Genomic DNA, 25555 nt, shown 5'->3' with positions numbered 1-25555 from the left:
TATTAACGCATAACTTTTTTCAGTACTCCTAAAACGCCGCGTATAAAAGTGGCACTTGTTAGAACTTTTATAATTGGGTTTTGTCTTGTACTAGTTCTTCTAGAAGATGTTTTTCTTGTTCTGGGTTTATTTTTTTCTTTTTCCGCTTCTTTTTCTGCTTTTTCTATTTTTTCATTTAGAATTTCATAAGCACTTTCCCGGTCTATATCTTCATTATATTTTTTAACTAAAGCGGAGTTATTAATAGCTTCTTTAAGTTCTTTGTCAGTAAGCACATCCATTCTACTCATAGGTGCTCTTAAAAGTGTAGCAGCAAGCGGAGTAGGCCTTCCTTTTTCATCTAAAGCAGAAATTAGAGCTTCCCCAATTCCTAAAGAAGTTAAAACTTCTTTGGTATCATAAAAATCCGATTCAGGATAATTTTCGGCTGTAAGTTTAATGGCTTTTCTATCTCTGGCAGTAAAAGCACGCAAGGCGTGTTGAACTTTAAGCCCTAATTGCGATAATACTTCGTTAGGAACATCCGTTGGGTTTTGAGTTACAAAATAAAGTCCTATTCCTTTAGAACGAATTAGTTTTACAATACTCTCTATTTGGTCTAATAATGCCTTAGAAGCTTCTTTAAAAATTAAGTGCGCTTCATCAATAAATAATATCAATTCTGGACGGTCACTATCTCCTTGCTCCGGAAAGGTAGAGTAAATCTCAGCCAATAAGCTTAACATAAATGTGGAGAAAAGCTTGGGTTTATCTTGAATATCTGTTAAACGAAGAATGTTTATATATCCTTTTCCATTTTCATCAATCCTAGTTAGGTCGTCAACATCAAAAGATTTTTCTCCAAAAAACAAATCGGCTCCTTGCTGCTCTAATTCAATTATTTTTCTAAGAATAGTACCCGTAGAACTTGTGGAAATACGACCATATTCTTTAACAAATTCTGCTTTTCCGGTTCCGGTGGCGTATTGTAATACTTTTTTAAAATCTTTAAGGTCTAATAAAGGTAATTTGTTATCATCACAATATTTAAAAACTACAGCAACTATCCCTTCTTGGGTTTCTGTTAAATCTAATATTCTAGAAAGTAATATGGGGCCAAATTCAGATACAGTGGCTCTAAGTTTTACACCATCTTGTTCTGACAGAGATAATATTTCTACAGGGAACCCTTTAGCATCAAACGGAATCCCTATTTTTTCATGACGTTCATTAATTTTGACATGTCCCGGACTTGGTTGAGCAAGGCCACTTAAATCACCTTTTAAATCCATTAACAGTACCGGAATACCTTTTTCGGATAGATTTTCGGCAAGAACTTGAAGTGTTTTTGTTTTACCCGTACCCGTAGCGCCAGCAATTAACCCATGTCTGTTTAATGTTCTTAAAGGAATTTTAACCAAAGCATTGGTTACTGCTTCGTTTTCTAACATTGCAGCACCCATGGTAATAAAATCTCCTTTGGTGGTATACCCTTTTTCTATATGTGCAAAGAACTCCTCTTTGGTAGCCATGAAATATTTTTTTATAAAAATAGGGGATTTTTGGGCAATTGTAAAGTCTGCATGCTTTGAAAATAGTAGTTATGCCTTCTTTTATGCTTTAGCTTCTGGTATATAGGAATTTATTGAGCTGTTAAATTTTGTTAAACATAAAACCTAATAGACGATTCTTAAATTATACAGGGTGAGCTACCTTAAGACAGGTCTATGAAGTTTTAAAAGGTAATAGTGTTTCTTTATTTAGATGATTTTACGGTATTTAACCCATTGGCGAGAATAATTATCTAAGAACTTAGATGTATCTTTGCAAAATGGTAAATGAAGATGTGTTAGCACTAGTAAATAAAGGAGAGATGCTTCCTTTGATGGAAGAATTTTATACAATCCAAGGAGAAGGTTTTTATAAAGGTACGGCCGCGTATTTTATTAGAGTTGGTGGTTGCGATGTCGGTTGTCATTGGTGTGATGTTAAAGAGAGTTGGAATGCGGAAACACATCCTCCTACGGAAATAGGCGGTATAGCGGATAAAGCGGCAAAATATTCTGATACTATAGTAGTGACGGGAGGAGAGCCTTTAACTTGGGATATGGGACCACTTACTAAGTCTTTAAAAGAAAAGAATTTAAAAACCCATATAGAAACTTCTGGTGCCTATAAGTTATCCGGAGATTGGGATTGGATTTGTTTGTCGCCAAAAAAGAACAAATTACCATTTGGTGAAGTGTATGATAAGGCGCATGAATTAAAGATAATTGTTTTTAATAAGCACGATTTAATTTTTGCAGAAGAACAGGCTGCTCTTACTAACAAAGATTGTATACTCTATTTGCAACCAGAATGGAGCGTAAAGGATAAAGTTGTGCCGCTTATTGTGGATTATGTAATGGCAAATCCTAAGTGGAAAGTGTCATTACAAACACATAAATATTTAAATATTCCTTAAAAGCTTCAATTTTAACTCTTGGTCTTTTGCTTTATTTTTCCCCAAAAACCTCTTTTATATTATTTTTTTGACAGAAATATTTTTTCTTTCTAACCATCACAACCTACCTACCACCATTAGCTTTTAAATCTAAAATACATTCTGCTCCTAAGTCAATAGTGTTAAGACCAGATTTCGCATTTTTATTTTTCAGCATATGGAGTACGGAAATTGCATTTAATTTACAACCAGCTTTAATACCACTATTAAAAGAAATAGTAGCCCCTTTGTTAGAGGTGCTGAATTGTAATTCAGCTCGCATTAAACAGCCTTCTGTAGTACAATGATTGGCAGCGGTGGTATCTTCATGAGGATTAACCATAGTTGTTTTTAGAGGGCTATTTGGTTCGTCCTCGAATCCTAAGTTTACTAAGCCTAATAAGTGTCCAAATTCATGGTTTATCGTAGGGGTTTCTATATCTTCATTGGTAACCGAAAAATTAGTTGCAGCCAATTTTTTAATGGTTTTTTCATAAATAATCATGGATGTATTTCTATACACGGCACCTAGTGTAACTAAATCTTCTTCTTCATCATCTTCATCGGAAGGGGCATCTGCAAAATAAATATAGAAGGCTAAAGTTTTTCCATCGTTATACGCTGTACGGTTTTCTTGTTCTAATTCGCTTATTTCTTCTAAGCTTAAAGTTTCTTTATTAGGAGATTTTAGTTCTTTATAAGAAAGTTCTATATTTTCTTTAAAGGAATGTTGTTTTAAATATGCCGTAAAGGAATTCATGGCGCCATCGCTAGGTTTAAAGCCTTTAACGTATGCAATTTCTATTAACATTTTATCAAAATTGGTGTTCGATAAAATATCATTAGCAGATTCTCCGGAACCTTTTAAATTACCAGCTTTATTAACAAGTTTGGTTGCTGTGTCATCTTCATCGGCAGACTTTTTAGAACAAGCTAAAAATAACCCTAATAGGAGTATTACACTTAAAAATCGAAACTTCTTCATAATACTAAAGATAAGCGTTTTATATAAAGTCGTAACGAATAACAAGTGCTTACTATTATAAAGAGAGTGTTAAACGTGCCAAAAAATCATAATGTTCTCCTTCAAAAACCAATTCGCAATCTAAATTATTATAGTTAGCAGCTCTTTGTAAGGTGTTGTAATCTAGGTATAACCAAGGAAAAGTGGTGCTTTTTTTTTCTTTATATTTCATGTAAAAACTCACTTCTCCATAATAATCTACGTCATTTGGAATCCAATAGCCACCATCTTCATCGTTTTCGAACATATAAAGGATATCACTAGAATCTAGTAAAATTTGACCATTCGGTTTTAGTAAAGATTTTAAATGCGTAAAAAAGGTGTCTAATTGGTTTATTCTTCCGGCGATGCCAATACCGTTCATTAATAAAAGAAGGGTATCAAATTTTGGTTTTTTAAATTGGTATAAATCCGTACATATAGCATTTTTTAGGCCTCTAAGGGTACAAGCTTCAATAGCACCTGCTGAGGAATCAATGGAGGTAATAGAAAATCCTTTTTTTTGAAGTTCTAAACTGTGGCTACCAGCGCCGCAACCAATATCTAAAATAGTACCTTTAGATAATTTTAAGGCTTGCTTTTCTAAAGGAGGCATATCTTTAAAATCGCGAAACAAATAGGGTAAAGGAAGAGTATCTTCTTCATCTAAAGATAAAAATGTGGTAATATCTTCTGTGTAATTTCCTTTTTGATAATCTAAAAGTGCTTCTCCGTAAATATCATTATCCATTATATTTGTACTTTGCAGCAAAAGTGAGATTTTTTATGCATTTTAAAAAGAAACCCATGAACCAGTTAAAATATATTCTACTATTTGTTTTGAGTATTCCTGTTTTTAGTAATGCTCAAGACAAGAGTTATACTACTTTAGTTTCGGAATATTTAGAGGTTAATGGGTCTATGGGGCAGTATAATTATGCATATGATGAATTATTAAAGATGTTAAATGGTAGATTTCCTGAGACCGATGCTAATGCTCAAGGGTGGAAGTTTTTGAAGGAAAATAAAGGTAAGGCTGTAAAAGAGATGATATCTTTGCTAGAACCCATTTATAAAAATAATTTTACAGAAGCGGAGATTACCAAAATGTTGGCATTTTATAAGAGTGGAACAGGAAAGCAATTAGTTGCGGATAGGTCTAAAATGAACCCGGCCCAGAAAGAAAAATTAAATACGTTTTATAATTCTGAAATTGGGAAAAAAATAATAGAAAAGCAACCGATTCTCGGAACTGAGATTTCTAAAGTATCGGAGGGTTGGAGTAGAGAGTTATATGAAACTGCATTAAGCCTATTAAAGTAATGGAGGACATTCTAAAGGGGTTAGGAAAAAAAGCAAAAGATAAGCAGACAGAAAATAAAAAGTTTTTTACTAAACTTAAAAAGAAAGCCCCAAAGAAATTAGATTATTTAATGCAAGAATTGCATGAATCAGAATTCGAAAAAACGGATTGTTTAAAATGTGCTAATTGTTGCAAAACTACAGGTCCCTTATTTACAAAGGCAGATGTGGAACGAATAGCGAAACATTTTAGACAAAAGCCTCAGAAATTTATAGATACCTATTTGCGTATAGATGATGAAAATGATTATGTTTTACAGGAAGTGCCTTGTACTTTTTTAGGGGCGGATAATTACTGTTCTATATATGACGTTAGGCCAAAAGCTTGTAGAGAGTTTCCTCATACAGATAGAAAAAAGTTTCAACAGATAAGCCATCTTACCATGAAAAATGTAGCTATTTGTCCCGCTGCTTTTAACATTGTGGAGGAAATGAAAAAAAGAATAAAAATTTAAATATATAAAAGATATTTTTTTCTAATTTTTTTAAATTTTTCTATTGTCGGTTGCCAAGTTTCTTTTATTTCTTTTTCCGTTTTTTTAGCTTCAATTTGTTGTTGTAATTGTTCTGTTCCTGCATGTTTTGTAAAGCCGCTTTTCAGGAAAATGTCTTTTTGGTTATATGCGTTATTATAAGCATCGATTAACCATTTGAGAGTGACTTCGTTCATTTTTTTTATGTCAGATAAATCTTTTCCATAGCATTTTTTTCCATCTTCTTTTGGGTTTTTAGAACCAAAGTTTGGTCTAGGCCAAAATTTAAAGCTGTATTGCGTGCTATCTAAAAAAGAAGCCCCGTAACGTTGAAATTGAAACTCTGTACCTCTTCCTGCATTGACATTGGTACCTTCAAATAAGCCAAGACTAGGATATAAAGATATAGCGGTAGCATTTGGTAAATTTGGCGAAGGGCGAATGGGTAAATTGTAATTGCTAGTATGCGTCCAATTTTGTAACGGAATTACTGTCAAAGATGCTTTTACTTTGTTTGTTAACCAACCCTCTTCATTTATCATTTGGGCATATTCGCCTATTGTCATGCCATATACAAGAGGAATTTCGGTCATTCCTAAAAAGCTAGTATTTTCTGCTTCCATGGTTGGTCCATCAATATAATGCGCATTAGGGTTAGGACGGTCTAAAACTAAAATAGGAATGTTATTTTCTGCACAAGCTTCCATAACCAATTGTAAAGTAGCAATGTAAGTGTAAAAACGAACACCAACATCTTGTATGTCAAAAACAACAATATCTAAATTTTCTATTTGTTTTTTTGTAGGCTTTCTATTTTTACCATGAAGAGATATTATAGGTAAACCTGTTTTAGTATCTATGCTATTTTTAACTTTTTCTCCAGCATCCGCCTTACCACGGAAACCGTGTTCGGGAGAAAAAACATTTTTAATTTCTATGTTATGATTTAATAAGGAGTCTACCAAATGGGTATAGCTATTGTCTTTTTTAAAAATAACACTAGTTTGGTTTGCTACAATACCAACTTTTTTGTTTCGTAGCATCGGTAAATAATCAGGAATACGGTTCGCCGCAATAACCAAAGAGTCTTTCTTTAGACTCCCGGAAGTATTTTCTGTATTTTTAGATGCAGATTCTGGAGTTTTTCCTTGGTTTCCGCATGCTATCAATACGAAAAACCATAATAAAAATGTACTTTTGATTCCCGATAAAAACATCATAATTTGAATTTAGAATACTTTATAGCCAAACGACTTATTAAGGGTAAGGAGCATAAAATTAGTATATCCGCACCAATAATAAAAATTGCAATTACAGCAATTTCACTTGGTGTAATAATGATGTTAGTTGCTATAGCAACAGGAGTAGGACTTAAGCATAAGATTAGAGAAAAAATCACAGCCTTTAATGGGCATATTCAAATTTATAATTACGATAATAATACTTCAGAAGTTTCGGTTGTTCCGGTTTCTTTAGAGCAGGAATTTTATCCGGAGTTTAAAACTATTGATGGTATTTCTCATGTACAGGCAGTAGCTACAAAAGGAGGAATTATTAGATTAGAAAATACTTTCGAAGGTATCATTGCGAAAGGAATTGGAAAGGATTTTAATGATGAAGTTTTCGGAGAATATATTGTAGAAGGTGTTATGCCAAATTACCATGGCGAGCTAAATAGTGATGCCCTGGTGTCTAAAATAATGGCAAATAGATTACAATTGAGCGTGGGAGATTCTTTTCCAGCCATTTTTCTAAAAGACGATGACCCATCGAAAATGCCAAACCAAAGAAAATTTAATGTTGTTGGTATTTACGATAGTGGATTTGAAGAGTTCGATGGGACTTATATTTTTGTGGACATTAGGCATATTCAACGTATGAATAAATGGGGGTCTAATGAAGTTGGAAATTTCGAGGTTTTCTTGGATGATTTTGATTCTATTAAAGAAAAGAGCAATGAAATCTATGGGCAAACCCTTTCTAATTTAGACACACAGAATATTACAGGTAAGTACTATAAAATATTTGAGTGGATTGGTTTATTCGATTTTAATATAGCTCTAATTATTGGTATCATGATAATTGTTGGAGGTATAAATATGATAACGGCTTTGTTAGTTTTAATTTTAGAACGCACGCAAATGATTGGCATTCTTAAGGCCTTAGGTACTAACGATTGGAGTATACGTAAGATATTTTTATATAATGCGGCTTATCTCATTGGAATAGGATTATTCTGGGGAAATATAATCGCTTTGGGGTTTGTTTATCTACAAGGAAAATTTCATTTATTTAAGTTTCCAAATCCAGAGGAATATTATATAGAATACATTCCTGTCCATTTAGATTTTTTAACCGTAATTATATTAAATATTGGGGTTTTATTTCTTTGTTTGCTTATGTTGTTACTACCATCTTATATAATAACAAAGATCACTCCAGTAAAAGCAATTAGGTACGAATAGTATTTATAAATTAAAAAATATGATAGAACTTACTTTAGATAGCCAACACGTAAAAATTGAAAAAGGAGAGTTAGTAAGTTATCAAGTAGATACTTATGAAATAATACACCAAAAAGGAAATCCTGGCTGGCGTAATTCGGATACTGAAATGTTTCCTATTATTGGGCCAACCGACAAGGCTAATTTTAGAATACAAACTTTACAGGGAGAAGCCATACAAGATCAGCATGGTCTGCTACGAGAATTAGAGTACGCACTTGTTGAAAAAACAGAAACTTCTGTGATTTTTGAAAAAAAATACGTGAAAGGAACTAAAGTAAAAAACTCTAAATTTCCGGCTAAGTCAACAGAAGAACTATTAAGCTGGCCATATGATTTTACTTTTAAAAAGCATTTTATCTTGTCTGAGAATGGATTAGAAGTAGCTTTTACTATTGTTGGCGCAGAAAATATGCCTTTTATGCTTGGCTATCATCCAGCTTTTAAATTAAGAAGCGCTATTTCTAAAATTAAAACAGATACTAAAGAAATTAGTTTAAAAGAGATTAAGGAGGCAGGCAGTAAAGCATTACCAGTTTTAAAATGTAATAGTCTAACTTTAATAGATGAAAAGAAGGTGCAGATAAAAACAGAGGGATTTGGTAATTTTATGCTGTGGACAGAAGTAGATAATATGGTATGTATAGAACCTATTACTTTTTATCCTTATGCTGTAGAACAAAAAAAGTTAAATACAGGCTTTGCCAAATTAACTTCAAGGCCGCAAATATACAAAGTGAATATAGCTTTATAATCCCAACTAGTTTACCAAAAAAAATATACAATTAATACGAAAGAAATTATAATGAAGATTAAGCTAATTGTTTTTTTACTGTTTATATATAATACTACTAATGCTCAAAATGCAATGAAAGACACTACATTTTACGCGCAAATTCCAGAGCCATCTAATGAATATACACCAGGAGCTATTGTTTCTAGAATGGTAGATGGTTTAGGCTTTAGATTTTATTGGGCTACAGAAGGTTTAAAAGAAGAGGATTTAAAATATAAACCTAGTGATAAGGGGAGAAATATTTTACAAACTGTAGATCATGTCTTAGGATTGTCCAATGTAATACTTAATTCTGCCAAAAAAGAACCGACTGTCTTTTCAGAAGAAAAGAAAGAAATGTCTTTTGCAGAAAAGCGAGAGGCAATCTTAGATAATTTAAAAATTGCCAGTAATTTATTCCTTAAATCTAAGGACCTGTCGAAACACAAAATAATTTTTGTTAGCGATAAGGGAAAAAAAGAGTTTCCATTTTGGAACCAGATTAATGGACCAATAGAAGATGCGGTTTGGCATGCAGGCCAGATTGTAGTTTTAAGGCGTTCAGCCGGGAACCCTATGAACCCAAATGCTAATTTTCTAACAGGAAAATTAAGAGATAAATAATTTTCGAGGAAAGGGAGTATGTTTAACAGAGTGCTTTTAGGAATAAGTTGCATGCTAAGTATTTTAGCATGTAGAGATAAGGTCTCCGAAAAAACAGTTACTCTTAAAAAAAATAAAGATACTTTAGTTTTTGGGGCCTTGCCCAGAAAGGTAAAAAGCCCAAAATATAATCTCTCTTCCAAAGAAAAAGTAGACTTGGGAAGGTTACTTTTTTTTGACCCTATTTTATCTGGAGATAAAGATGTTGCTTGTGCTACTTGCCATCATCCAAGTACCGGGTACTCCGAATTCTTGGATATTTCTATAGGGGTAAACGGTACAGGTTTTGGAAGTAAAAGAAGGTTTAATACTCCAAATGACATTCCTTTTGTTAAAAGAAACGCACACACTATTATAAATACAGCTTTTAATGGTTTAGAAAAAGAGAAAGACTACAACCCAGAAAGCGCGCCCATGTTTTGGGATGTAAGAGCAAATAGTTTAGAAGAACAAGCTCTTATGCCAATAAAAACTTTTGAAGAAATGCGAGGGCATAATTTTTCTGAGGAGGAGATTCTGCTAAAGGTAGTAGAGCGCTTAAAAAATATTCCAGAATATGTGGCTTTGTTTGATAAAGCTTTTAAGGAAGAAAATTCTTTGAATATAGAAAATATAGGAAAAGCAATTAGTTCTTTTGAAAGAACTATTGTTGCCAATAATTCTAGATTCGACCAATACATGAGGGGGGATGAGGATGCCATTATGTTATCAGAAAAAGAGGGTTTTGCTTTATTTAAAAAAGTAGGTTGCGCAAATTGTCATAATGGCCCTATGTTCTCGGATTATAAAATTCATGTGCTTGGTGTTCCAGAAAATAAGAAGCTAAACGAATTAGATTTAGGGACAGAAGAAAGTTTTGGTTTTAGAACAGCTTCATTACGCAATTTAAGATTTTCGGCGCCGTATATGCATAATGGGACCTTTGTAAGCCTTCAGAAGGTGTTAGAGTTTTATGAAGATATTGCTAATAATAAAATTACGAACCCAAATGTTTCTTTAACTAGTAGAGATCCGTTTGTAGATCAATTAGATCTTTCAGTAAAAGAAATGTCTTTAATTATTTCTTTTCTTAATACACTTAATGACGAGTATTTCCCGAAGGATATTCCAGAAACTGTGCCAAGCGGATTATCGGTTAGTGGGAATATTAAGTAATCGTTTTCGTAAATAGTGTTAAATTTGTCTTATGTATAGATTTTTTCCAATTCTGGAGTGGTTAGGAAATTATAAAAAAGGATACTTTTTTAGTGATTTAATAGCGGGTCTTACTGTTGGAATTATTCTTATTCCGCAAGGAATGGCTTATGCCATGATTGCTGGTTTGCCCCCTGTATATGGTCTTTATGCTTCTTTGTTGCCAGTTTTAATGTATGTTTTTTTAGGAACATCAAGACAAGTAGCTGTTGGTCCTGTAGCAATGGATTCGCTTTTGGTTGCAGCAAGTTTAGGTACTTTGGCAATTACGGGAATAGAAAATTATATTGCCATGGTAATAGTACTAACATTCTTAGTTGGTGCCATTCAAATTACTCTGGGCCTTTTTAAAATGGGCTTTTTAGTGAATTATTTGTCTAGACCCGTTATTAGTGGGTTTACATCGGCTGCTGCACTTATAATTATATTTAGTCAGTTAAAACATTTACTTGGAGTAAAAATACCTGGAAGTAGCGCTTTTCATAAGCTAATTATGAATGCTTTTGTAAAGATTGGTGAGACCAATTTATACGATTTATTAATTGGGGTATTAGGGATTCTAATTATTATTTTACTAAAAAAAATAAACAAAAAAATACCTTCGATTTTAGTAGTTGTAATTTTAGGTATTGCTAGTGTGTATTATTTAAATTTAGAACAGTTTGGTGTTAAATTAGTAGGTTTTGTACCTAGCGGATTGCCATCTTTTCAAATGCCGGGAATAAATATGCAGTTAGTGTCAGAATTATGGCCAATGGCTTTAGCCATTGCAATGGTGGGGTATCTAGAGGCCATATCTATTGGCAAGGCAATGGAAGAAAAAGCAGGAGAAGAAACCATAGAACCTAATCAGGAATTAATGGCATTGGGTTCTTCTAATGTCGTTGGTTCTTTTTTTCAGGCATATCCAATTACGGCAAGTTTTTCAAGATCAGCCATAAATGGAGACGCAGGAGCTAAAACAAATTTGGCAGCTTTTTTTTCTATAATTATGGTAGTAGCGACCTTGCTTTTTCTGACTCCAATTTTTTATTATTTGCCCAATGCGGTATTAGCAAGTATAATTATGGTTTCTGTTTTTAAGCTTATAGATATTGGCTATGCCAAACAGCTGTGGATACATAGAAAAGATGAATTTTTTGTTTTACTGATTACTTTCTTGGCCACCCTTTCTATAGGAATAAAAGAAGGAATTTTAATAGGAGTTTTAATTTCGTTATTGTTAATGGTGTATAGAACATCTAACCCACACTTTGCAGTTCTGGGGCAAATAAAAGGCACCGATTATTTTAAAAATATTAATAGATTCGAAGAGGACGTTGTTTTACAAGAAGACCTGTTAATTGTTAGGTTTGATGCGCAATTGTATTTTGCCAATGCATCTTACTTTAAAAAAGAGCTTTTTAAGCATATAAACGCTAAGGGAATAGCTTTAAAAGGAGTAATACTGAATGCGGAAGCTATTAATTATATAGATTCTACAGCAGCTAATATGTTAAAGAAAGTAATTTTAGAACTTCAAGAAAAAGGAGTACGTTTTTATATTGCTGGAGCAATAGGCCCCACGAGAGATATCATTTTTTCAAGTGGTATTATACATTTGGTACAAAGAGAAAATCTATTTGTAAAAACAAAAGCCGCAGTCGCTTACTTTAATAATCCTGAAATAACAGAGGGATTAGGGGTTAAAATTGCCCATCAAAATAAAACATATAGTAACTAATGTTACAGACTAAGAATTAATTTAACATTATTTTTGTCTTAAGAAGCTGATAATTATGATAATAGAACAGATTTACACAGGTTGTTTGGCGCAAGGAGCGTATTATATAGAAAGTAAAGGAGAGGTAGCAATTATTGATCCTTTAAGAGAAATAGCTCCTTATATTAAAAAAGTAAAAGAGGCTAATGCTAGTATAAAATATATTTTTGAAACACATTTTCATGCAGATTTTGTTAGTGGTCATGTTACTTTATCTAAAGAAACAGGAGCGCCTATAATTTATGGCCCAACAGCTTCACCTTCTTTTGATGCCGTAATAGCGGAAGACGGGCAAGAATTTAAATTAGGGGAGTTAACCATCATTGCCTTGCATACGCCAGGGCATACTATGGAAAGCACTACATTTTTATTGAAGGATAAAAATGGCAATGACCATGCTATTTTTTCAGGCGACACCTTGTTTTTAGGGGATGTTGGTAGGCCAGATTTAGCTCAAAAAGCGGCCCATTTAACGCAAGAACAATTGGCAGAGACCTTGTATGATAGTTTACGAAATAAGATTATGCCTTTGTCTGATGATGTTATAGTTTACCCAGCTCATGGTGCAGGTTCTGCTTGCGGGAAAAACATGATGAAAGAAACGGTAGATACTCTAGGGAATCAAAAAAAAATGAATTATGCGCTTAGGGCTAGCATGACAAAAGAAGAGTTTGTGAAAGAGGTTACGGATGGTTTGTTGCCACCGCCAAAATATTTTCCTTTAAATGTACAAATGAATAAAGAAGGTTATGAGGACATTAGTATTGTGTTAGATAGGGGTACAACCGCTTTATCTCCTAAAGATTTTGAAATAGCTGCCAATGATACTGGGGCAATAGTTTTGGATGTTAGAAATCAGTCAGAATTCGTTAAAGGGCATGTACCTCGTTCAATTTTTATTGGATTGAATGGAGATTTTGCACCATGGGTAGGAGCTTTAATTGCAGATATAAAGCAAACTATTTTATTAGTAATACCAGAAGGTAAGGAAGAGGAAGCAATTACGCGCTTATCTAGAGTTGGTTTTGATGGGACTATAGGGTATTTAAAAGGAGGAATAGACGCATGGAAAAGTGCTGGAAAGGATTTTGATACCATTTCCTCTATTTCTGCCGCTGAAGCAGAAAAGGGACTAAAGGATGACTCTATTTCCGTTTTTGATGTTCGTAAAGTAAGCGAATTTCAATCAGAACATGTAAAGAATGCTATAAATACACCTTTAAGTGACTTAAATAGCCATTTATCGCAATTTCCGGCGAAAAGTACTTTTTATATTCATTGTGCAGGTGGTTATCGTTCTGTTATTGCCGCATCTATATTAAAAAGTAGGGGAATTCATAATTTAGTAGATGTTGCAGGTGGTTTTGCAGCTATAAAAACGACAAATGTTGACGTAACAAATTATGTGTGTCCGTCTACACTATAATGCTTTTTCTAGAAAATTAAAAAAGTAAAAAGAAATACTGATTTTTATCATATTCTATATTTTTATAAGGTTTTAATTTTACATCAAATAATAAAAATAGAAAGATGTTACATACGTTGCCTTTAGTAGATTGGACCAATGGAATTGTTATGATAGGAGTTTTTGGATTGGTTTGTGTAGGTCTAGTTGCCATGTTACTAATTTTTATGAATAGTGGTAAAAAGGAAGAGGAAGTGTAGCTAAAAAATACTGCATACCTTGTTGTTACGAATGGGTTAGAGCTTAATGTTTTTGCATTACGTTTTAACTCATTTTTTTTTCTGTTGACTATTAAGTTTGTTATCTAAATCTATTTACCTATATTTAGTAGGAATTAGGCTACGAAATTGTAATAATTTAAGAAATAAAAGATTGGTTAGTGGTAAGTTGGTGCCTTATTAACAGTGTTGTGGGCACCAGCTTTTTTAGTAAGAAGTTAAAGAAGAGATAACATTTTTAGGTTTTTTTTGAACGTAATTACTTATTATCCTTAAAGTATCTAAATTGTGTTTTTGAGGTATAATATGCACTTGCAAGTCTTCTAAGTTATTTACTTGTTCATCTTTTGGTATAAAAGCATATCCTTGGTACTCTCCTTGTTCTACTAGAACAATGGCAATTTCGTTACTTACTCTTCCTTTTTCTTTTATTAGATACGTTTCTTGGGAATTTTGCAAACTCTTTAATGCTTGTTTTACACGTTTGTTATAGATTTCTACACTTTCTTTTTGTTGGCAAATTCCATTACATTTTTTTATTTTATAATGAGAGCATTGGCCTATGTTTTCTTGTAAGTGGCAATATTTAGGGCATAGTTCAAATTCTTCGCATATTTTTTCTAACGCAAATCTACAATCCGTTATATTAAAGAATTGCTGAACAGAATTGGGGGCTAACTTTATTTTATTATAGGCTATATGCTTAACCCCATTTCTGTCTTCATAGCAAAAAATGCCATATTGTATAGTAGTTTTTTTTTGCGCTTTATTATATAAAGGCATTTCTTTTTTTATAGCGGCAGATTCCATTAATAAAGCTACTAATTCGTTCCCAGAATTTTCAAAATCTAAATGAGCGGTATTTGCGCACATTTCAACCTCTTTATTGCTCTTGTTGTAAAAGTGACTAAGTACTCTTTTTTTTATGTTTATGGCTTTGCCAATATAAATACTTTTGTTTTTGGCATCTTTAAAGTAATACACACCAGGTGTATTTGGTAGTTTGTTAAATTCTTCCTTAGGTAAAGAAGGTGGGAGGGTGTTTTCTTGAGACTTAGCATTTAAAAAAGAGCTAAAAACAGTTGAAGAGCCTTCTGTTTTTAGTAATTTCTCAAATAAAATTAAGGTAGCATGTGCATCTCCACGGGCCCTATGTCTGTCACTCAAAGGAATTTTTAAAGTAGAACATAGTTTGCCTAAACTATAAGATTGCAATCCAGGAATTAATTTTCTAGACAGCCTAACTGTGCATAGTTTTTTTCGACTATATGAAATTCCAAGATTTTCGAATTCATTTTTAATTACATTATAATCAAACCCAACACTATGTGCCACAAATATGGTGTCTTTGGTTATTTCTAAGATTTTGGGAGCTATTTCCTTTATTGTTGGGGCGTCGCGGACCATTGCGTTATCTATTCCTGTAAGTCCAGTTATAAAATAAGGAATATCACATTCAGGATTTACGAGGCTAGTGTATTCTTCTACTACCTCTTGGCCATTGAATTTGAAAATGGATATCTCAGTAATCTTATTACCTTTAATTCCGTTTCCTGTTGTTTCAATATCAATTATAGTGTACATACTTCCCAAATTCAATGGAAAGTTAAGAAAATAAGATACTATTACTTACCCTATAATTCCATTTTTTTTACAAAAAGATAATACGTCATCAATGGAATGAGATTTAGCTTTTCTTAAAATATTTTTTCGATGGGTTTGTACTGTTAATTTACTTAAGCATAGTTGATTAGCTATTTCCTTTGAGGTGTATTTTTTTGCAATTAAGTTAATGATTTCTTTTTCACGTTTTGTGTAGAAATCGCGATATAGGTTATAAATAACTTTTTTAAAAGCTATTAAATCTAATTCTCTTGCGTGAAATTCCCATTCCACTCTATCATGAGTTTCTATAAAAGAAATATCTGTAAGTAATGAAAAGTTGCTAATCATTTTCCCTTCTTCGTCTCTTTCTAATACGGAGGATTGAACTAGTATTTTGCAATAACTGCCATCTTTCTTTAAAAATCGAAAAGAAAGTAATAAATGAGATTCTTTGTTTTGTATGGGGGTGCTAATAACATGAGAAACAACCCCCGTAGTTATATTTTTTACTAATTCTCTATCCTCTGGATGGGTATATGCAATTATATCTTCGGTATTAAATTCTTTTAAGGTATAACCAGTTAAATTTTCTAACCCTTTTTCATAAACAATACCTCTGGATCTCCAATTTGCGACATACAAACATTGTTTGCTATTTAATGGAAACTGGTCAAAAATTGCATAATTTTCCAGCTTACTACTATAAGTTCCTGTAGTTTTTTGAATATTTTCTCTAAGGTTTTTTATTTCGTCTCCCGCTTTCATTTTTTTATAAATAAAGCATTTTTGGTTAATCTATTTTTAAAAATTTGAGGGAACTAAAATAAAAGCCACTAATTTTTATACAGTCTCTATATGAATTAAGTGCATCCATTTTTTTCAATTAAATGGTAGAAATGTACCTAATCTATTTTCATGAAATGGTGTATCATGAGTGTAACGAACTATTAAAAGATTGATTAGCTTTTGTTTAAGCGGATACAAAAATAGTCATTTTTAGACGAAATAACTTTTGTTTTTAAAATTGAAGACTTTTTTATGTAAAAAACCCTTTACTTGTTTTCCTAGTAATAGTTCCCCCGAGTATTATCTAAGTTTTATTAGTAAAGGGCAATATGTTATTTAATGTTGAATATTTAGAACTATCGGTTACGTGTAAATTTTATGAGAGCGAAAGTAAAAATCATATTTTAGGGAAACAATACCCACTAGTGGGTATTTATTATACTTAAACAACTAGTAAGTTAATGCCTTCTTTTTTATGAGGCATATTGTAGGATATTGAAATAGGTTATTGGTTTCTTTTTAGGGAGTAGTTTTTAATAAAAACATGATATTTATCATGTTTTTATTAAAAAAATTGAAATCAAAAATTTTATTTAAAATATTGATTTTCTTTTAGTTACATGTTATTTTGTTTATTATTTTTGTGCTATAAATAAGCAACCAAGAATTGAAAGAAACGCCTAATATATTACCTAATAAAAATTCTAGATGGAGAACTACAGCAGTATTTCTTATTGCAGTGTTTCTTGGTGTAGGTTTATTTTTGGCTAAGGAAGGAGAAGTTGTATCCTATATGTCGGATAATCCAGAAGCATGTGTAAATTGCCATGTTATGACTCCTGTTTATAATGGGTGGATGCATAGTTCCCATAGAGAATGGGCAAATTGTAATGATTGTCATGTTCCTCATGATAATGTAGTAAACAAGTACTTTTTTAAAGCAAAAGACGGATTGTATCATGCGTCCATATTTACCTTAAGAGCAGAGCCCGATGTTATTAAAATGCAAGAGGCATCACAAAAAGTGGTACAAGCAAATTGTATTCGTTGTCATGTGCAACAAGTAACGCAAACCAAATATGTTGGTTGGGTAGATAATCATACAGAAAATAGAACGGAAAGACAGTGTTGGAGCTGTCACCAGGAGATTCCGCATGGGAAGGTTCAAGGGATATCCACTTTACAATATAATATAGCACCATTACCAACCGATCAAGAGGAAGCAGTAATTCCTACTTGGTTACAAAAAGAAAAGAATAAATAACGACAGGAAATATGAAAAATAAGGTCTTATTTGTAGTAACAATTATTGCTGTTTTTTTACTAGGCTTATTGGCTTCTAGTATTATTAATAGAAAGAGTGAAGCCAAATATCAATATGTGCCAAAAGTTAATATTGGGGAAAATGAGCCTAGAAATAAGGTTTGGGGAGATAATTACCCCAAAGAATATCAGTCTTGGTTACAAACAGCAGATACTACATTTGCTAGTTTTCAGGGCGGATCTGCAATGAGAGATGTGTTGGAAGAAGATCCCAGATTAGTGGTTCTTTTTGCAGGCTATGGTTTTTCTAAAGATTACAATCAAGGAAGAGGACACTCTTATGCTATTGAGGATATTCGTAATACTTTAAGAACGGGTGGCCCAACAGGAAAGGGAGATGGGCCTATGCCTGCAACATGTTGGACCTGTAAAAGTCCAGATGTCCCAAGACTAATGAGCGAAAATGGAGTAGCAGAATTTTATGAAGGAAAATGGGCAGATAAAGGGGAAGAAGTAGTAAACCCTATTGGTTGTGCGGATTGTCATGATCCGGGTAATATGAAATTAAGAATTACGCGGCCTGCTTTGGTAGAAGCTTTTGATTCAATGGGGAAAGATATTAACCAAGCTACGCACCAAGAAATGCGTTCCTTAGTTTGTGCGCAATGCCACGTGGAGTATTATTTTAATAAAAAACTACCAGGAAAAGAAGGTATTCCGTATCTGGTTTTTCCTTGGAAAGATGGAATGACTGTAGAAGATATGGAAAAGTATTATGATGATTTAGAATTTTCCGATTGGACTCATAAGATTAGTAAAACACCTATGTTAAAAGCGCAACACCCCGGATACGAAACTTTTAAAACCGGAGTACATGCAGATAGGGGAGTTTCTTGTGCAGATTGCCACATGCCTTATAAAAGTGAAGGTGGTCAAAAATTTACCGATCACCATGTACAATCTCCTTTAAATAACATGGCTAATGCTTGTCAAGCCTGTCATAGAGAAGAATCTACTAAATTGATGGAAAACGTTTATGAGCGTCAGCGTAAAGCCACGGAAAATCGTATAAAATTAGAAGATTTATTAGTTAAATCTCATGTAGAAGCTGGTAAAGCATGGGAATTAGGAGCTACTCCAGAACAAATGAAACCTGTTTTACAAGATATTCGGCATGCGCAATGGCGTTGGGATTATTCAGCAGCGTCTCATGGTGCATCTTTTCATTCTCCTGTAGAAATAGCAAGAGTAATTGGTGGTGGATTAGATATTGCAGCAGAAGCGAGAGTTAAATTAGCACGTCTTTTGGCAGATTTAGGGCATAATAAACCAGTAGAGATGCCCGATATTTCTTCTAAAGAAAAGGCGCAAGAATATATAGGTTTAGATATAGAAAAGCTAGAAGGAGAAAAGAAAGCTTTTAAAGAAAATTTATTACCCAAATGGATGGAAGCTGCCAAAGCTCGTGAGGCTAAAATGGAAACAAAGTCCGTTTCCATGAATTAATAGCCATTCGGATAGATTAATAATTATATAACTTATCCTCATCACTGCTGTAGTGTATGAGGATATGTTTTTTTAGAAAGATATGACACAGAAACTATATAAAATATTTGCATCTCCTATACTAGCAACGTTTCTCTTATTACTATTTGGTACCGCTATGGCCGTGGCTACTTTTATTGAGAATGATTTTGGAACTGCAACAGCTTGGAAATTAATTTATGATGCCTTGTGGTTTGAGCTCATTATGGTCGGTTTAAGCATAAGTTTTCTACTGAATATTTTTAAATATAAACTCCATCGAAAAGAAAAATGGTCTATTCTTCTTTTTCATATAGCATTTATTGTAATTATAGTTGGAGCAGGTATTACTAGGTACACTTCTTATGGAGGCGTAATGCGTATTAGAGAAGGGGCTTCTTCCAATATTATAATATCAGATGCTAATTATATTAAGGCAAAAATATCCGATGGGAATACAACCAAAGTAGTACTTAAAAAAGTTAGTTTTTCACCATTAACGGATAATGATTTTAATATAAAAACAGATTTTAATTCTACTCCAATAGAAATTTCGTACCATCAATTTGTAGCGGATGCTTTGCCAAAAATCGAGGATAATGTAGAAGCCGGTACATCTTTATTAGAGATGGTAGTTACTTCTGGTAACGGAAGAGAAACAGTATTCTTGCAAAAAGGAGAAATAGAGCAAATAGGAGCGCATAAACATTTGGTTGGTTTTGAGGCGGAAGGAGAAGGCGTTATAAATATTTTAGAAAAAGACGGTGTTTTTAAAATGCATACCCCTAGGGAATTAGATTTCTTTATTATGGCTTCCCAAACGGCAGGAAAAATTAAGAAAGACACATTAATGAATATGACTTTACGTACGCTCTATAGAGACGGAGATGCTTCTTTTGTTCCAACAGCGTATCATCCTAAGGCAAAAATTAACATTGTAAGTACATCTGATAAGTTAAAAGACAATGACCCTAACAAGGATGATGCCTTATTAGTAGATGTTACTATAGACGGAGAAACAAAAACAACCAACTTATTATATAGACAAGGCTTTTTGCCCACAGAACATAAAGCGGAATTTAAAGATATATCTGTTTTACTTTCCTATGGCGCAGAAGCACAGGAAACCCCATTTTCTATTCAGTTGAATGATTTTCAGTTAGAGAGGTATCCGGGGTCTACAAGTCCATCTGAATATGCAAGTGAAGTAACTGTGGTAGATGGAGAAGTAAAAACGCTCTATCGTATTTTTATGAATAATGTTTTGGATTATAAAGGATATCGTTTCTTTCAGGCGAGTTATGATACGGATGAGCAAGGAACAGTACTATCTGTAAATCATGATGCTATAGGCACATGGGTAACCTATTTGGGGTATCTTTTAATGGGATTAGGTATGTTCTTTACACTTTTTGGAAAAGCATCAAGATTTAGAGAGATAAACAAAAAACTAAATAAGCTAAAAAAGAATAAAACAATGTTGTTGTTAGTACTTCTTTTAGGGGGCTTTGTACAGGCAAGTCCTATTCAAGAGCAAGAAAAAAGACAAGAACAAATTATAGATGTTGACCACGCTGCTTTATTTGGAAGGTTAATGGTACAAGATTTAGACGGTAGAATAAAACCAATTAATACACTAGCATCTGAGTTTTTACGTAAAATTTCTGGTAGACCTTATTTTAAACTAACTCAAAATGGCGCTACCGTAACATTAGATGCAAATCAAACGTTTTTGGCAATGCATGTTTCTGCCAATTATTGGGAGCAAGTACCTATTATTAAAATAGATAAACAAAAACTTGGAAGTATCTATGCGTCTTTAGAGTTGGGAGAAAATGGTTTAATATCTTTTCAAAACTTGTTAGGAGAAGGAGGGGAGTACTTGTTTTCTGAAGATGTAGAAATTGCCAATCAGAAAAAACCAGCGGAAAGGAACGAGTTTGACAAAGAGGTTTTAAAAGTAGACGAACGTTTTAATATTCTTTACAATGTGTTTATTGGTAATTATTTAAAAGTATTTCCTAATAGTAAAGACGCTAATAATACCTGGTTTACTTATACCCATCATTTTAATGATTTTCCAGAAGAAGATGGGCGTTTTGCAAAAGCAATAATTCCAACATATTTTTCTGACGTTGCTATGCAAAACTGGGGAGAAGCAACGGAAAAGTTGGGGTATATAAACACCTATCAAAAAATTTTAGGAAAAGATATTATTCCTAGTGATAAAAGAGTAGCTGCCGAGTTATGGTATAATGATTTGAATCTTAATTTTTGGCTTTTTCAGGTACTATTCGTTTTAGGGTTTTTGCTATTAGTATTGGCAATGGTAAAAGTATTTATAGAAAACAAAAATATAGAACTGCTATGGAATTTTCTGATCCTTCTAACCCTTCTTAGTTTTGTTGCATTTGCAGGGAATATTGTTTTACGTTGGTATGTGGCGCAACATGCTCCTTGGAGTAATGGGTATGAAATGCTAATATTTGTTGCTTGGGTACTTATGCTTTGTGGATTACTAACCTATAGAAAGTCAGATTTTGCATTGCCTCTTGCAACCTTGTTTTCTGGAGCTCTACTATTTGTAAGCTATTTAGATTGGATTAATCCTGAAATAACGAACCTAATGCCAGTACTAAAATCGTACTGGTTAAAAGTCCATGTAGCGACTATTGTAAGTAGTTATGCGCCTCTAGCATTATCTGCCATTTTGGGATTAATGGCTTTAATTCTAATGATTATAAAAACACCAAAAACGAAAGAAAGGCTAGATCTAAAAATAAAAGAACTTACCTACATAAATGAATCCTCTATGACTATAGGGTTGTTTGTTTTAGCTATAGGGACTTTTTTAGGAGGTATTTGGGCCAATGAATCTTGGGGGCGCTACTGGGCATGGGACCCCAAAGAAACTTGGGCATTAATTAGTATCATTGTTTATGCTATAGTGTTGCATTTACGATTTATCCCAGCATTAAAAAGCACCTACGTATTACATGTAGCAAGCATGTTTGCTTTTTGGTCTATAATTATGACCTCCTTTGGGGTTAACTACTATTTGTCAGGATTACATAGTTATGCAGCAGGTGACCCCGTGCCAATACCACTGTTTGTATATTTTGTAGCAGGTTTTATGGTTGTAGTTGCTGTATTGGCCTATTTTAGCAATAGAAGAAAAGTGTAGTGTTATTTGTTTTATTTTTTTTGCAGAAAAGAACTCATATTGTTAGTGTGCGTTGGTACATATTTGTTAATAATACCTGTAGTTATTTTTTTTAGTGTTTCACCATTTACTGGATGAAGCCCTGGAGCTGTATAATATTCTATTTCTCCTTTTTTGTTTTTGTAATACCAAATACGAGGTTGGTTGGTTATCTCATCAAAGAATTCAGTAGCCATAGTCACTTCTTCTTTTTTAAAATTGGCTAATTTAATTGGATCTATAGGTTCTGTCCTAGAACCGAATTTTTTGGAGCAGGAAACTTCTTCATAATGGGTTTTTACCCAGGTCATGCATTTCTTTTTTTCTTGCAATTGTGTATAATCAAATAGGTCACTTTTTGTTAATAATGTTACTAAAGCTATTACTCCGAATACTATTCCAACATAGATTGTAATAAGTTTCCAATTGTAGTTTTTTGAAATACCTGAGGGATTAGGATTTAGTTTTTTAGGAGCAGATTTCATGTAATCTTCATAATCCAAATATCCTAAATACTTACAAAGTAAGTTTATACTTTCTGGATTTAATGCTCCATTATTCCCTTTATTGTTTATATATCGATTATAAGCTCTTTCTAAGGTTTTTGAACTCAATGTTGTTTTCTCTCCTATATGGTTAGACAAGGCATATCTTGAATGTGATATGCATTCTGTTTTTGCTTTAGTAAAAACTTTTCGAACAATTTCTTCTATTTTTTTAGTATCCATCCTTTATTAAGTACAATTCTCATTAGACAAGTACCCGACACAATGCTTTTGAAAAGCCCATTACTATTAGTGTCTAATAGGTGTCTAAAACATGTCTTTCACATGTCTATAATATCTTCTTTCTATTCAATTTACTTTGCATCATCGGCAAGTTCTTGTTATGAAATGCTAACATAACAAATGTACAAAACAAGCTGTTACGGAAATCTGTAATGCAGTTGGTAATTAACCCAATAGAGAAGTAAGTTAAGCACTACTGCATTTAGATTTCTACTTCTCAAAACCAAGGGAGACGTCTCTTCATTTTTTTAACGCGATAAAGTATCGCAAAATATCTGAACAGTTTGGATAGCCGTAGGTGCGTCCAAATTTTAAACTAAAATATTATGAAAAAAATAATGATAGCCGTTATGGCACTAGTTTTTAATACGTTTTTATTTTCTTGTACAAGCGATTCTATTGCAGATACAGATACCCTTTATGAAACCCAAGCAACGGAAGGAGATGATGGAGATGTTCCGCCACCGCCACCACCAGAAAATTAATAAGAAAAACTATATTTATTAGGGTTATACTATTGTGTATAGCCCTTTTTTGAATACTTTTAAAAAAAAATATTGTTTGAAAAACTACATAGTTTTATTTTTTATTAGCTTGTTTTTCTCTTGTATAATGATGAATGAAGATGATTCTTCAAAAACAGAGATGTTAAATGATAGTATTCTTTTTTATCATAATATCTCTATGGATAAAACTCTGGCATTGAATAAGAGGCTTAATGCAATAAATAAATCTTTATTTTTATTAAAAGCTAGTGATAAGGATACGATATATTCTCAATTACTATATAAAAAAAATCGTCTTCTTTTTTCATTGGAAGAATATGATAGTCTTCATGTTTCTAATTTGGAACTAATAAATCATGCCTTGCAAATTAAGGACGATATTTTTCTTGGAAAACAATATTATTTAATGGCATACTATTTTGATAAAATAGCTAATAACTCCAGTGAAACATTCCAAAATTACAATACCTCAAAAAATTATTTTAGTAAAAAAGGAGATAGTAGTTGGATAGGTAAGTGCCTCTATAATATGGGAACTATTCAAAAAAATAAAAATGATTTTTTTGGTAGTAAAGAATCTTTAACAGAGGCGTTACAATATTTAAATAATAAAAAGGATTCTAAATATATTTCTTCTTGTTATAATGCTTTAGGAACAAACCATCGAAAACTTTTAAATTATATAGATGCATTAAAATATTACGCTAAGGCAATAGAAACCGCAAATTCAAAAAAAGATAAGTTAATATACCAAAATAATTTAGCTGCTACTTATATTGATAACGAACAATATAAAAAAGCAATTGCAATACTAGAAAGCATTAGTAAAGATTCGTTGACTCAAAATAGTAATCAAAAATATGCACGGGTTTTAGATAATCTAGCATACGCAAAATGGCTGTCTGGTTTAAATCAGACAGAAGATCAATTTATTAAAGCTTTATGGATACGAAAGAAAGAAAAAGACCAAAGAGGGCAAATTGCTAGTTATACCCATTTAGGAGAATTCTATACTAGAAAGAACCCGTCAAAAGCAAAAGCTTATTTTGACTCCGTTATTCAGTTATCTAAAAAATTAAAGATTCCTAGGGCAGAAAAAGATGCACTAAAATTCTTAATGAAAATAGACACAAAAAATGTTTTTATACGAGACCGTTATGTTACTTTAAACGATAGTTTATATCAGCAAGAATTAAGAGTAAAAACCCAGTTTGCTAAGTATAAATATGATGATAAGTTAAAGCAAGAATCTATTTTACGTTTAGAAAAAGAAAATGCAGAAAAAGAATTAGAAACCAGTGAACAAAGAAATCAAAAGATATTGTATTTGGGAGGTTTCCTTTTTATTACTTCCGTTTTTGGACTTTCGCTATACGGTTTTAGACAGCGGACTAAACGATTAAAACTAAAAAACAAAACGGAAAGGCTAGCTGCTATTCAAGAAACTGAAGCAGAACTCTCAAGGAAGCTGCACGATGATCATGGGGGCAAACTAAATAAAGTAATGTCTTTAATACAACGTAATGCTGATAAAGGATTAATTTTAGATACTGTAGAAGGAATTTACAACCATGCTAGAGATTTCTCTAGAGAACTTAATTCAGTTGATACCGGCCCTAATTTTTGGAATGGCCTGAAAGCGACATTAAAATATACAAAACCAGCTGAAGTCGACATGACTTTTGATGGTGGTAATGAGCTAGACTGGTCATTGGTAGGTCATCAAACCAAAACAATGCTTTTTAAGGTATTGCAAGAATTGGTTATTAATATGGCACGGCATAGTAAGGCTCAACAAACTGTCATTTTGTTTAAAGATTTAAATAAAGAACTCTTTATTTACTATGAAGATGACGGAGTAGGAGCATCCAAAGAAGCCTTGTTTCGAAAAAATGGACTTCAAAATACAGAAAAGCGTATTCAAGCTATAGACGGAATCATTACTTTTGATTCAGAAGAAGGAAAGGGCTTTCGAGCAGAAATCCGAATTCCTAAGTAATA

Annotated in this window: 22 protein-coding genes; 15 read left to right on the top strand and 7 right to left on the bottom strand. The window is 32.7% G+C overall.

Going from position 1 to position 25555, the window contains the following annotated elements:
• Positions 1 to 2: 2 nt before the first annotated feature.
• The gene (locus Q0856_RS01225; protein WP_298473131.1) at positions 3 to 1511 is read right to left on the bottom strand and encodes a helicase HerA-like domain-containing protein; all 1509 of its coding nucleotides are present in this window, start codon (positions 1509 to 1511) and stop codon (positions 3 to 5) included.
• Positions 1512 to 1810: 299 nt separating this feature from the next.
• On the opposite strand from Q0856_RS01225, the gene Q0856_RS01220 reads away from it, so the two are divergent.
• Positions 1811 to 2443, top strand: coding sequence for a 7-carboxy-7-deazaguanine synthase QueE (locus Q0856_RS01220; RefSeq protein ID WP_298475114.1), 633 nt, complete (start codon positions 1811 to 1813; stop codon positions 2441 to 2443).
• A 103-nt stretch (positions 2444 to 2546) separates the two neighbouring features.
• Here the strand turns inward: Q0856_RS01220 and Q0856_RS01215 are convergent, their stop codons facing one another.
• The gene (locus Q0856_RS01215; protein WP_298473129.1) at positions 2547 to 3446 is read right to left on the bottom strand and encodes a hypothetical protein; all 900 of its coding nucleotides are present in this window, start codon (positions 3444 to 3446) and stop codon (positions 2547 to 2549) included.
• 55 nt (positions 3447 to 3501) lie between these two features.
• Positions 3502 to 4215, bottom strand: a complete 714-nt coding sequence (locus tag Q0856_RS01210) for a class I SAM-dependent methyltransferase (RefSeq protein WP_298473126.1) — start codon at positions 4213 to 4215, stop codon at positions 3502 to 3504.
• Between the two features lie 56 nt (positions 4216 to 4271).
• On the opposite strand from Q0856_RS01210, the gene Q0856_RS01205 reads away from it, so the two are divergent.
• Positions 4272 to 4787, top strand: coding sequence for a DUF2059 domain-containing protein (locus Q0856_RS01205; RefSeq protein ID WP_298501865.1), 516 nt, complete (start codon positions 4272 to 4274; stop codon positions 4785 to 4787).
• Positions 4787 to 5281, top strand: a complete 495-nt coding sequence (locus Q0856_RS01200) for a YkgJ family cysteine cluster protein (protein WP_298501862.1) — start codon at positions 4787 to 4789, stop codon at positions 5279 to 5281. The genes Q0856_RS01205 and Q0856_RS01200 overlap by 1 nt, the downstream gene beginning before the upstream one ends.
• Here the strand turns inward: Q0856_RS01200 and Q0856_RS01195 are convergent.
• The gene (locus Q0856_RS01195) at positions 5278 to 6519 is read right to left on the bottom strand and encodes a DUF1343 domain-containing protein (protein WP_298501860.1); all 1242 of its coding nucleotides are present in this window, start codon (positions 6517 to 6519) and stop codon (positions 5278 to 5280) included. The genes Q0856_RS01200 and Q0856_RS01195 overlap by 4 nt on opposite strands.
• 3 nt (positions 6520 to 6522) lie before the next feature.
• On the opposite strand from Q0856_RS01195, the gene Q0856_RS01190 reads away from it, so the two are divergent.
• From Q0856_RS01190 to Q0856_RS01160, 7 genes are all read left to right on the top strand, one after another.
• Positions 6523 to 7764, top strand: a complete 1242-nt coding sequence (locus Q0856_RS01190; RefSeq protein ID WP_298501857.1) for an FtsX-like permease family protein — start codon at positions 6523 to 6525, stop codon at positions 7762 to 7764.
• A 19-nt stretch (positions 7765 to 7783) separates the two neighbouring features.
• The gene (locus Q0856_RS01185) at positions 7784 to 8557 is read left to right on the top strand and encodes an aldose 1-epimerase (RefSeq protein ID WP_298501854.1); all 774 of its coding nucleotides are present in this window, start codon (positions 7784 to 7786) and stop codon (positions 8555 to 8557) included.
• Positions 8558 to 8608: 51 nt separating this feature from the next.
• Positions 8609 to 9202 (top strand): DinB family protein, encoded by a 594-nt coding sequence (locus tag Q0856_RS01180; RefSeq protein WP_298473111.1) that lies wholly within the window; start codon positions 8609 to 8611, stop codon positions 9200 to 9202.
• A 51-nt stretch (positions 9203 to 9253) separates the two neighbouring features.
• A complete protein-coding gene (locus Q0856_RS01175; RefSeq protein ID WP_298501852.1) occupies positions 9254 to 10396 on the top strand; it encodes a cytochrome-c peroxidase in 1143 nt (380 codons plus the stop codon).
• A gap of 31 nt (positions 10397 to 10427) precedes the next feature.
• On the top strand, positions 10428 to 12158 hold the full coding sequence (gene sulP, locus Q0856_RS01170; protein WP_298501849.1) for a sulfate permease: 1731 nt from the start codon (positions 10428 to 10430) through the stop codon (positions 12156 to 12158).
• 55 nt (positions 12159 to 12213) lie between these two features.
• Positions 12214 to 13623, top strand: coding sequence for an MBL fold metallo-hydrolase (locus tag Q0856_RS01165; protein WP_298501846.1), 1410 nt, complete (start codon positions 12214 to 12216; stop codon positions 13621 to 13623).
• Between the two features lie 104 nt (positions 13624 to 13727).
• Entirely contained in the window at positions 13728 to 13862 is a 135-nt protein-coding gene (locus Q0856_RS01160) for a hypothetical protein (RefSeq protein ID WP_298473100.1), read from the top strand.
• A 225-nt stretch (positions 13863 to 14087) separates the two neighbouring features.
• Here the strand turns inward: Q0856_RS01160 and Q0856_RS01155 are convergent, their stop codons facing one another.
• Both Q0856_RS01155 and Q0856_RS01150 read right to left on the bottom strand, forming a co-directional pair.
• Positions 14088 to 15464 (bottom strand): exonuclease domain-containing protein, encoded by a 1377-nt coding sequence (locus tag Q0856_RS01155; RefSeq protein ID WP_298501843.1) that lies wholly within the window; start codon positions 15462 to 15464, stop codon positions 14088 to 14090.
• A gap of 45 nt (positions 15465 to 15509) precedes the next feature.
• Positions 15510 to 16250 carry a LuxR C-terminal-related transcriptional regulator gene (locus tag Q0856_RS01150; protein WP_298501840.1) on the bottom strand — a complete coding sequence of 247 codons (741 nt, stop codon included), beginning with the start codon at positions 16248 to 16250 and terminating at the stop codon, positions 15510 to 15512.
• 688 nt (positions 16251 to 16938) lie between these two features.
• Here Q0856_RS01150 and nrfH point away from each other — a divergent pair.
• The 3 genes from nrfH (at position 16939) to ccsA (ending at position 22242) form a co-directional block, all read left to right on the top strand.
• On the top strand, positions 16939 to 17535 hold the full coding sequence (gene nrfH / locus Q0856_RS01145) for a cytochrome c nitrite reductase small subunit (protein WP_298473095.1): 597 nt from the start codon (positions 16939 to 16941) through the stop codon (positions 17533 to 17535).
• Between the two features lie 11 nt (positions 17536 to 17546).
• Positions 17547 to 19040, top strand: a complete 1494-nt coding sequence (nrfA, locus tag Q0856_RS01140; protein ID WP_298473094.1) for an ammonia-forming cytochrome c nitrite reductase — start codon at positions 17547 to 17549, stop codon at positions 19038 to 19040.
• Positions 19041 to 19122: 82 nt separating this feature from the next.
• Positions 19123 to 22242, top strand: a complete 3120-nt coding sequence (ccsA, locus tag Q0856_RS01135) for a cytochrome c biogenesis protein CcsA (protein WP_298501837.1) — start codon at positions 19123 to 19125, stop codon at positions 22240 to 22242.
• Between the two features lie 11 nt (positions 22243 to 22253).
• Here the strand turns inward: ccsA and Q0856_RS01130 are convergent, their stop codons facing one another.
• Positions 22254 to 22988, bottom strand: a complete 735-nt coding sequence (locus tag Q0856_RS01130) for a hypothetical protein (RefSeq protein WP_298501834.1) — start codon at positions 22986 to 22988, stop codon at positions 22254 to 22256.
• Between the two features lie 386 nt (positions 22989 to 23374).
• On the opposite strand from Q0856_RS01130, the gene Q0856_RS01125 reads away from it, so the two are divergent.
• Entirely contained in the window at positions 23375 to 23533 is a 159-nt protein-coding gene (locus tag Q0856_RS01125; protein ID WP_298501831.1) for a hypothetical protein, read from the top strand.
• Between the two features lie 76 nt (positions 23534 to 23609).
• A complete protein-coding gene (locus Q0856_RS01120) occupies positions 23610 to 25553 on the top strand; it encodes a tetratricopeptide repeat-containing sensor histidine kinase (protein ID WP_298501829.1) in 1944 nt (647 codons plus the stop codon).
• Positions 25554 to 25555: the final 2 nt, after the last annotated feature.

Origin of the sequence: uncultured Maribacter sp. (genome assembly GCF_947496775.1) — a bacterium.
Classification (GTDB): Bacteria; Bacteroidota; Bacteroidia; order Flavobacteriales; family Flavobacteriaceae; genus Maribacter_B.
This window is presented reverse-complemented; position numbering and strand designations above follow the sequence as displayed.